At 25.8% G+C, this 10,507-nt stretch carries 8 protein-coding genes; 2 read left to right on the plus strand and 6 right to left on the minus strand.

The annotated features are described in order from the left end of the window. Positions 1-133: 133 nt before the first annotated feature. Positions 134-1,072, plus strand: a complete 939-nt coding sequence (locus KJQ99_RS07150) for an adenine-specific methyltransferase EcoRI family protein (RefSeq protein ID WP_214150386.1) — start codon at positions 134-136, stop codon at positions 1,070-1,072. Continuing rightward, the gene (locus tag KJQ99_RS07155; protein WP_214150387.1) at positions 1,072-1,797 is read left to right on the plus strand and encodes a hypothetical protein; all 726 of its coding nucleotides are present in this window, start codon (positions 1,072-1,074) and stop codon (positions 1,795-1,797) included. The genes KJQ99_RS07150 and KJQ99_RS07155 overlap by 1 nt, the downstream gene beginning before the upstream one ends. Positions 1,798-1,880: 83 nt before the next feature. On the opposite strand, the gene KJQ99_RS07160 is transcribed toward KJQ99_RS07155, so the two are convergent. The 6 genes from KJQ99_RS07160 to KJQ99_RS07185 form a co-directional block, all read right to left on the minus strand. Beyond that, a complete protein-coding gene (locus KJQ99_RS07160; RefSeq protein ID WP_214150388.1) occupies positions 1,881-3,977 on the minus strand; it encodes a peptidase domain-containing ABC transporter in 2,097 nt (698 codons plus the stop codon). A 1-nt stretch (position 3,978) separates the two neighbouring features. Then, complete coding sequence (locus KJQ99_RS07165) at positions 3,979-5,244, minus strand: TolC family protein (protein WP_214150389.1); 1,266 nt, start codon at positions 5,242-5,244, stop codon at positions 3,979-3,981. After that, positions 5,241-6,539, minus strand: coding sequence for an HlyD family type I secretion periplasmic adaptor subunit (locus KJQ99_RS07170; RefSeq protein WP_214150390.1), 1,299 nt, complete (start codon positions 6,537-6,539; stop codon positions 5,241-5,243). The genes KJQ99_RS07165 and KJQ99_RS07170 overlap by 4 nt, the downstream gene beginning before the upstream one ends. Before the next feature lie 71 nt (positions 6,540-6,610). Further along, positions 6,611-8,758, minus strand: a complete 2,148-nt coding sequence (locus KJQ99_RS07175; RefSeq protein ID WP_214150391.1) for a VWA domain-containing protein — start codon at positions 8,756-8,758, stop codon at positions 6,611-6,613. Between the two features lie 424 nt (positions 8,759-9,182). Next, positions 9,183-9,677 (minus strand): hypothetical protein, encoded by a 495-nt coding sequence (locus tag KJQ99_RS07180; protein ID WP_214150392.1) that lies wholly within the window; start codon positions 9,675-9,677, stop codon positions 9,183-9,185. Positions 9,678-9,701: 24 nt separating this feature from the next. Then, on the minus strand, positions 9,702-10,507 hold an 806-nt coding region (locus KJQ99_RS07185; protein ID WP_214150393.1), incomplete at its 5' end, for a hypothetical protein.

Below are 10,507 nucleotides of genomic sequence, written 5' to 3' on the forward strand. Positions count from 1 at the left end.
CATAATTCGTTAATTTGAACTATAAATTTATTTAAAGCTAAATAGTATATTTTATTTACCTCAAAATTTTATACTCTTAACAAGAGTATTTATGCCCTATGTATTACACTAAAAATTGAGATTAGGATTTTTTATGGGAAAAAGCACAAACAATCAAAACCTTAACAATGCAAACAAGATGAAAATTGATGAATTTTACACTAGAATGATTGATATAGAAAAAGAGGTATTTTTATACAAAGATTATTTTAAAAATAAGAAAGTTTTATGTAACTGTGATGATTATAGAATAAGTAATTTTGTTAATTTTTTTGCTACAAATTTTAACACACTTAATCTTAAACAATTAACAGCAATTTCATATACAAAAAAACAGAAAACAGAAATAATCATAATTAAAAAACAAATAAATAATTTTATCAATGCTGTTAAAACTAAAAAAGATATAAAAATCATAACAACAAATCACAATGGCGATTTTAGAAATAAAGAAAGTATTGAATTATTAAGAAAAAATGATGTAGTAGTAACAAACCCCCCCTTTTCACTTTTTAGAGATTTTCTTGATATTTTAATAGAAAACAATAAAGACTTTTTGATAATAGGAAATTGCAATGTGACTAGCAATAAAAAATGTTTTCAATATATATCTAGCGGAAAAATAAGTATAGGGACTAACTGTGTTCGCAAGTTTATTTTGCCTAATAATAAAATAAGTGAAAGCGCTAGATCTTATTGGTTTTTAAATATAGATACAAAAAATAAAAAACAATTTTTAAAACTTGAAAAATATTACGATAAAAACAACTATCTTGAATATGATAATTTTCATGCTATTGAAATTGAAAAAGTAAAAGATATACCGTTGAATTATTCTGGTATAATGGGAGTTCCGATTACATTTTTAGAAAAATTCAATAGTTCTCAATTTGAAATATTAGGAATAGATTTGGATGTTAAAAATGGTATTTTAGATATTGCAAAATCTGATTGGAAAGGCAAATTAGATAGGGCTTATTTAAATGGTAAGAGATTATATTCAAGAATTTTAATAAAAAACAAGGATATTTAATGTTATTTGAAATTAGTTATGAAATGATAGATTGTCAAAATCCACAAAATAGAAACAACATATGTAGAATACATAAAGTAGTTAAATTTACTTTTAAAAACGAGAATGAAAATAAAAATAAATTATTAGAAAAAGCAACACAATTGGCAAATAGTGTAATACCAAATTGTGCGAACAATTCGGTTAATGTTAGAGATACAAAAAGACTATTGCTTGATGCGATAGCAGGGGTTTTGTCTGAAAATGCTTTGGTAAGTTATATAAATAAAATAGTTAAACAAGATATTGCAAGACTCACTCCGTTTAAAACTGCAAAAAACCAAATAGATATTCAATTGAATAATGGAAAAACCATAGAAGTTCGCTCATCTTATATAAGAAATGGGGTGAAGTTTGGTATATGTAATGAAAAATATAATTTTAAAAATATTTGCAAATACGAAAACTTATATAAACCTGATGAATGCAATAAAGATTTCTTTGCCTGTGTTTTATTTGAAACTAATAAAGAAAATTTTTTAAATGAAAAAACTATTATATTTTACTTTGTAGGTGGTTCTACAAAACAAATGATGATGGATGATAGCATTGCTTTTATTAATACTTTAGAACCTGAAGATGATTTAATTAAAATAAAGACAAACTATAGAGTAATTAAATTAAAAGATGCTTTAGATGCTAATGGGTTTGAAGAGTATTTAAGAAGCATAGGTTATAAATTTTAGAGCTAGGTTTTTATTTATTATCATTAATTAAATTCTTTTAAAACTATAAATAATATTTATTAAATTATTTATAGTTTTAGTGTTTATAGATTTTGCTGTTTGTATAAATGTGCGTAGTATCCATTAAGCTCCATTAGTTTTGTATGATTTCCACACTCAACTAAATTACCCTTATCAAGGACTAATATCTCATCACAATCTTTAACCGTGCTTAATCTATGTGCTATTATTATAAAGGTTTTGTTTTGTTTGATTAGTGATAGATTTGATGTGATGATTTTCTCGCTTTCATAATCAAGTGCCGAAGTAGCCTCATCAAATATCAAAACCCTTGGATTATGTAGCAAGGCTCTTGCTATTGCTATTCTTTGTCTTTGACCGCCGCTTAATGCAGAGCCTCTTTCTCCTACTAAAGTATCATAACCTGCACTAAGTTCGCTTATGAAATCGTGTGCTCCTGCTATTTTGCATACATTTATTATTTCTTGCATTGATGCACTTGGCTTTGATAGGCTTATGTTTTCTTTGATACTACCGCTAAATAAATAATTTTCTTGTAAAACTACGCCTAAATTACTCCTTAAAACATAAGGATTTAAATGTCTTAAATCTATTCCATCTATATAAATAGAGCCTTCGTTGGGGATATAAAGTCTTTCTATGAGTTTTGTTATGGTGCTTTTACCACTGCCACTGCGTCCTACTATTCCTATGCTTTTATTTGCTTGTAGGTTAAAGCTTAGATTATTTAAGACATAGTTAGAATTTGGGCTATATTTAAAGCTTACATTATTAAATTTTATATTACCTGATACTTGATTTAGCGATATAGGTTTATTTGTAGTTTGCTCTTGCGGTGTATTTAAAATATCTCCTAATCTATCTACGCTTAAAATGGCTTGTTGTAATTCATTCCACAAGCTTACAAGTCGCATAATAGGAGCGCTAAATTGATTGGCAAACATCTGAAAGGCTATTAATTGTCCTACACTTAAACTCCCATCAATTACTAATCCTACTCCAAAATATAAAATTGCTAATGTCATAAGCTTTTGTAAAGAATTAGCAAAAGTGCTTGCGATATTGCTTAGATTACTTAAATTAAAAGATGATTTTAAATATTTTGCTAAATAATCCTCCCAGTATTTTTTCATACTACCTTCAATGGCTAGGGATTTTATGGTTTGCATTCCTGTTATGCTTTCTACTAGATATGAATTAGATGCTGCTCCCATTTGGAATTTATCTTCAAGCCTTGCTCTTAAAATAGGCGTTATAAAAAAATAAATCAAAGCAATACAAATCACAAAAGCTAATGAAACAAATGTTAGCTTCACGCTATATAAAAGCATCATCAAAATAAAAACTATACTAAATAATAAATCTAAAATCACGCTTACTGATTTGTTGGCTATAAAATCTCTTATATTATCAAGCTCTCTTATTCTAGCTGCTATGTTGCCTACTTTTCTATTCTCAAAATACACCATAGGTAACAATAATAAATGTGTAAATAACTCACTGCCTAATTTTGCGTCAATTTTTGTAGTAGTATGAGTAAAGATATAATTTCTACTAAGGCTTAATAAACTTTCAAAAACAATAACGCTAAAAAATGCAAAAGCAATTACATTAAGTGTGCTTATACTATGGTGCAACAAGACTTTATCAAGGACTACTTGGGTAAATAAAGGTGTAACTAAGCCAAATAATTGCATAACAAAACTTGCTAATAAAATTTGTAATACAATACCCTTATAACTTAGCATTCTTTTATAAAACCAAGAGAAGCCAAACTTTACACTATCGTTTAATAATTTGTGTGCTAGGATTAAGATTTTATCACTTGATAAATTATGTAATTCTTCATAGCTAATTTGCCTTGCTTCTTTTCCACCATCAAAAATAAGAGCTTGTTGATTATTAAAATCAAGTTTTAAAACTACAAAATATGTTAAATCTTTTTTCAAAAATATAAAAGGTGCTTTATATAAATGAAGGTTTTTTAAATTAAGCTTTTTGATTTTTACTTTAAAATCATTATCTTTAGCGATTTTTGCTAGTTCGTAAATACTTGGCTCGCTATCTTTTAAAGCGTATTTGTTACAAATCGCATTAATATCTATTGATATATTTGCAAATTGTGCACAAAGTGATAAGCAACCTAAGGCTGTATGCATATTAATATCCTTTTTTACAATTATTAAATTGATTATTTATTAAATTAATTTTAATAGCGTTTGCATTTGCATTTATTATATATTCATTTAAATCTTGGAGTTTTTTATAGTTTTCTATACTTGCATTTATGACTTCAAATTTTGATTTTTCACCAGTTTTGTGTAGTTTTTGTATATAAAGCTCATTTGTATTTGCTTCTTTGCTTATTATCTTTAAGGTTTTTATTATTTCATCTTTGTTTTGTATAAAAAATATAAGCTCGTTTATTTGTTTTTCATATTCTAGCTTTGCTTGTATTAGCTCTTGATTTAATTTGTTTATTTCTAATTGTTTTAACTCTTTAGATGAACTTGTTTTAAATCCATCAAATATAATATAGTTAATCCCAATTCCTACTAAGTACCCGTGTTTTTTAGAACTATCGGCAAGGTCTTGATAATTATTTTTGGTTTTATCATAAAAATCATATCTTGAATAAAGGCTTATTGTAGGGCGTTGATTTAGGGATTTTAGTTCATACATTGAGCTTTTTATTTTAGAATTTAATTCTAAAAATTTATTTGTTTTTTCAAATTCTAAAAAGTCTAAAGCAATTTCATCAATTTTACTAAAATCATCTATTTTATCAATATTAAGATTTGATAAATACGATATATATGATAAATAATTTCTTAATTCAAATTCTAGTTTTAAAATCTGCGTTTTTGCATCGCTAAAGTCCAAAAAATAAGAATTTACATTGATTAAATCTAATTCTCCAACCTTATTTAATCTCTTTGATAATTTATATAAACTTTCATAAGCAAGGCTTAAATTTTTATATGTTTTTAATTTATTTTCACTTAATAGTGCGAGTTTGTAGTATTCTAATAAATCTAGTGATAATTGCAATTCCTTATAGCACTTATTGTAATTACTTGTAGCAATATTTTCTTTGGCTGATTTGATTTTATAATAATCATTTCCAAATTTGAATAAATCATATTTTAATATAAGTGATATTGTGCTTTGATGATTGTTATAATCGCTAAAAAGCTCTCTTTTATAATCATTACTTTTTGTATTTGAATACTTAAAATCTGCATTAAATGATAATTCTGGATACAAATATGATTTATCAAAATCATAATTATAATTAGCACGTTTAATATCTATTTTTGCTATATTTATGATAGGAGAATTTTTAAGTGCATAGTCTAGTATGGTGTAAAAATCTTTAGCTATTGATGTGCTAAGCATTATAAGAAAAACAAAAATAATTTTCATCTAATACTAAGCCCTTCATCAAGATATCTAATAATAGGATATATGAAAAACTCTATTACTCTTCTTTTGCCAACCTTTACTTCAGCTATTACTTGCATTCCTGGTTCTATTTCTTTTACTTCCCCATCTACTATCAAATGATTTTTTAAAGGTTTTACCTTAATTTCAAAAATATCTCCTAATTTTTCATCTTTTATAGCATCGTTTCCAATATGTTCTAAAATTCCATCTAGTTTGCCGTATTTTTGAAAATTAAATGTGGTTATTTTGATAGCTACATTTTGCCCTTTTTTAAGATATCCTATATCTTGATTTAATACATTTGCCTTTATTATAAGTGGCTTATCAATTGGGATTATTGATATTAATTGCTCATTGCTTGATACAGAACTTCCTTCAGTATTTACAAATAATTTTCCTACATATCCATCAACTGGTGATGAAATAACTTGCCTTAGGCTTTGAAATTCTATCGCGTTTATATCTGCCTTTAATAATGCTATTTCATTTTTAGTTTTTAAGAGTTCATCATAATTTTTAGCAATAAAATTTGCTTTAAAACTCTCAAGTTCTTTTGTGAGTTCGTTTAATTTATTTTCTAATTCTAAAGATTTGTTTTTATTTACAAGTATTTGTAATTGTAAATCTTGCTTTGTTTTTAATAAATTTTCATAATCTTTATAAGCGATTATATCTTTTACCTTGCTAAGTCTATTTAATTTTGAGCTTGTGTATTTATGCTCTATTTCTAATCTTTTTAATTCTTCTTTATTGGCTTGTAATGAATTAATAGTTTGTTTGATTTTAAATTCATAAGTGTTTATGCTATTTTTAAAGCTATTTAATTGGTTTTGATATAGGCTTAATTCTGCATTACTAACATCTTTTAATTCACTCTCGTTACTTAGTGCATTTAATCTTTTTAGACTATCTTCTAAAGCTTTTAAATTCTCTTTTTTACTTTCTAAATTGACTTTAGATACACTTGGGTCAACCAATATTAAAGGCTCATTTGCTTTTATTTTATCACCTTCTTTTACAAGAATTTTATAAATTACTCCGTTTTCTAAAGGTTTGATTATTTTAATTTCTCCATCAGGAACTACTTTACCACTAGCACTTACTACTATATCAACCTTAGCTAGTATTAGCCAAGCAATACTAAAAACTATTACAAATAAAACTATATATAAAATACTTTTACCTAATGGATTTTGCGGTCTATCTTCTAACTCTACTAAAAGTGGTTTAAATTCGTGTGTATCATCATCAAATTTTTTAAAAATTTTAAACATATTTTACCTAATTAATATATTTTTTAAATACTTAAATAATAATTACCCTAAATTAATTTAGGGTAATTTGCTTAATTCCAAGCACTCATATAGATTTGATTTAATCTATCATCGTTTATATGATTAATATTATGAATATCTATGCCGTTATTTTTAGCAAATGCACTAGTTTGCTCTATTAGTTTATCTATTGTTTTTGTATTGATGAATTTATTATCATCAAGTTCTATTGTGTTTATTTGATTGTGATAGCCAAATTTCCAAGCAAAGTGATGTGCTACTCTTATGCTATTTGTATCATCATCTTTAAACTTTATTAGCAGGTCTTTACCATCTTTTATTAAAAATATTTCATCAGCTTTTAAATTTTGTAATTTTAAAGCATCTTGCCCACCATCATCATAGATTAAATCATTTCCATCACCTTTTCTATAAACATATATATCATTACCAAATCCACCATATAACTTATCATCTCCTTTACCACCGATTAAAGTATCGTTTCCTAATTTGGTTGATATAATATCGTTTTTATTACTGCCTATTATTACATCATCTTTATAAGATGTGCTTATATTGCTTGCATTATCTTGATAGGCTACTGCAAATGTTGATGTAGCAAAATTAGAAAAGCTAAAATCTTTTTCTTTTAAGAATACTATTGCTTCTTTGTTTGCTTGCATACTTACGCTTCTTTTGATAGCTAGTTCATCTAATGTAACATCACTAAAGCTTATGCTACTAATTTTACTTTCGTTATTGGTATTATAAAAATCTTTTATTGTTACGCTATTATCTTTATTAAGTGTAATTTTTAAATCATTTAAATCTTTTTTAAATCTTACATCTTTATAGCTTACATCTTTAAAAATAATTGTATTTTTATCAATATTATTTAAATTGCTTTCTATTATGGTATCGTTACCAAAATTAAGCCCAGTAAATGTATAAGTATCGCTTCCAGCCTTACCTACTAGTGTATCATCTCCACCAAATCCATTAAGACTATTATCCTTATCATTACCCTCTATTGTATCATTACTTGAGGTTCCTATATTGCTTAATTCAAATAAAGCATCGCTAAGCTCTTCACTTGAATTTGAATTAAAATACATTCCATTAGTATTTTTAGCTAAATCTTTAAAATGCTCAAACTCATCACGAATAGCTATAAAATTAATTTTTACTGAAGTATCTTCGTATTTATTGGTATTATAAATACTTCTAAAGTTTACTGAAAGGTTTTTAGCTTTTCTTTCTACTTCATCTCTTCTATGATTATCATCTCCGCTCTCATCTGTCATTACATATACTTCTTTGCTTAGATGATTGTATGGACTAAAATTGCTCATTCCTTCTAAGATAGCTGCCATAGTGTATTCTGTGCCACCATTTTGTAAATGAACTTTATTTATTCCACCTAAAAAACTCTGATAATTAGTGTAAGTTCCAATTGTTTTTATATCATTATCATTATAAGTAACTATTGATATTTTAGAATAAAAATTTTCTTTAAAGATATTACTAGCTATAATCTTTGCATTTGCTTTGCAAGTTGCTATATCATCTCCCATAGAACCTGTTGTATCTATTACTATAGCTACTTCTTTGCCTGGATTATCCTTTAAATTAATATTTAAAAATCCATCTTCGCTTTTTTTAAAATTGCGTATTGTTATACTACTATCGCCTTTAGTTACTATTAAATCATTATTGTCTTTAAGCTTATATGTAATACTTGTATCTTTAGCATCTATATATACTTTCCTATCTTCATCATAAGAGCCACCTTTTAATGTAGAACCATTAAATATTACCTGACCTTTTCCATCGCTATCTATTATCTCGTCTTTATCTCCTGCATAGTAGGTATCAAAGCCATTGCCACCGATTAAAGTATCATAACCATTACTTCCATAAAGAATATCATCACCATCATCTCCATTTAAGATATTATTAGAATTATCATCATATAAGCTACTATCACTCGCATATAATATATCATTGTATTTAGTTCCTAATATATTATCAGCTCCATTACCACCTACATAAACTATACCATTTTTAATATATTGTTTGTAGTGGTTTAAATCATAAAGCTTAGTTGTAAAAAAATCTGGAATATAAAATTTACCATCGTCTACATTATCTGTAAAATTAAAATTTTTAGCCTGTGTTCCTTCTAAAGTATCATTATTCTCAGTTCCAAAAATTACCAACCTATTATCTTCTGCTCTAAAATCAATAACACCAGTCCTTCTAATACGCTTATATTCTTCATAAAATTTACGATACTTATCAAAATATTTTTGACTTTCTAAAGTAACTTTGCAAGAATATTTATCTTCATCTTGTAATCCATCACATACACCAATGTTTGGATGCTTTTGATTAGCTAAACTACTTAAATTATTTAAATTCTTAAAAACTTTTTTACTTATAGTTCCAGCTTTTACTGTAGGTGTTCCATCAAATTTTATTATAACTTTTTTACCTATATTTGATGGGTCAGCAACTTGTTTTAAAATTCCATTAATATCGTCACTTCCTTTTCCACCATCAAAATCAAAATTTTCTTTTTTATCTTTCCATTCATCTTTTACTATATAGCTTACATTATCAACTCTTATTGGGTTTAAATCTTTATCTAATACATATCTTATATTTTGTATCTAAACCAACAGTTATAGTTCCAAACATAAAGGCAAGTTTTGCAAAATTTTCACCGTATATATTCCTATCATATAAACTTAAAGATTTATAAGCGTCTTGTGCCGAACCTTCTTCTGATGTTCCTCTATAAAACAATTCCACAAATTGATCGTGATTTAAAATAAGTTCTTCATTATTAATCTCTACTTTAGACTCAATATTGTTTATGTTTAATTTTTTACCATCTCTCATCTTTCCACTAAAAAATACATCAAATAGTTTAAAATCCTTAGCATTTACAAAATTACCTACTTTATTTACAAACTGTTCTCCATTTACTATAGCAGTAATGCTTTCTTCTTTTCTACCTATCCATTTATTACTTGCTATCTCATCTTTACTAGGAGCTCTTTTTTGTCCCCACAAATACAATGATAATATTTCACTTGTAAAATCATCATTTAAATCTAATCTAAAATTTGCCATTCTTTCTCCTTTTTATAATTTTTATCATTCAATTTCTTCTTTTTCTGGATCAAAGTTTGAATAACCACAATTATCAAATTTATAATTATAAGAAATACGTTGTTTTTTTATATCATTTTCATACGACAAAAGCCAATAATCAACTTTTTCAAGTCTATATTTATACTCTTTTTCTTTGTCTTCACGCTCATCAAATTCATCAGAAAGGTAAATTTTATAAAATCTATATGCATTATCTTCAAATTCAAATGCTAAATCTAAATAAAATGTAACTGAAATTAAACCATCACCCACAAGAATAATAGGTTTAGTAAATCCAGCTGTATTATTTTTGGTATCAATTACTAGATATTTAGTATAATCAACTGATTCTAATTCATCGTAATTAACAAAATATTTAGAATAAGCATTTTTTCTTAAGTAATCTTTGTAATTATCTAGATTTATATCTTTATGTATCTTATATTTATGACTTGTAATGATATTATAAAGATTTTTATAAACTTTATCTCTATATACTAATTGCTTTGTAAGATCATCAATCACTACTCTTTTATAAAGCTCATCTTTAGGTAATATTCTATCTTCTTCTAAGCAATAGCCTTGCTGGTATTTTTTATAATCACTTAGAGTTACTATTCTTTCATGAGTTTTACTTGAGTAATCAGGAACAACTTTTAAAAAATAACTACATAAAGCAAATATTATTATCATAGGTATTATGCTATAAGTAAAAGCAAGTTTGTTATTAAATTTCTTTCTTAATTTAAAGAAAAGTATTATAAAAAATATAATTATAAAAACTTTAAGATATATTAGTGGATGAAATG

Origin of the sequence: Campylobacter sp. 2018MI13, from assembly GCF_018501135.1 — a bacterium.
Taxonomy (GTDB): Bacteria; Campylobacterota; Campylobacteria; order Campylobacterales; family Campylobacteraceae; genus Campylobacter_E.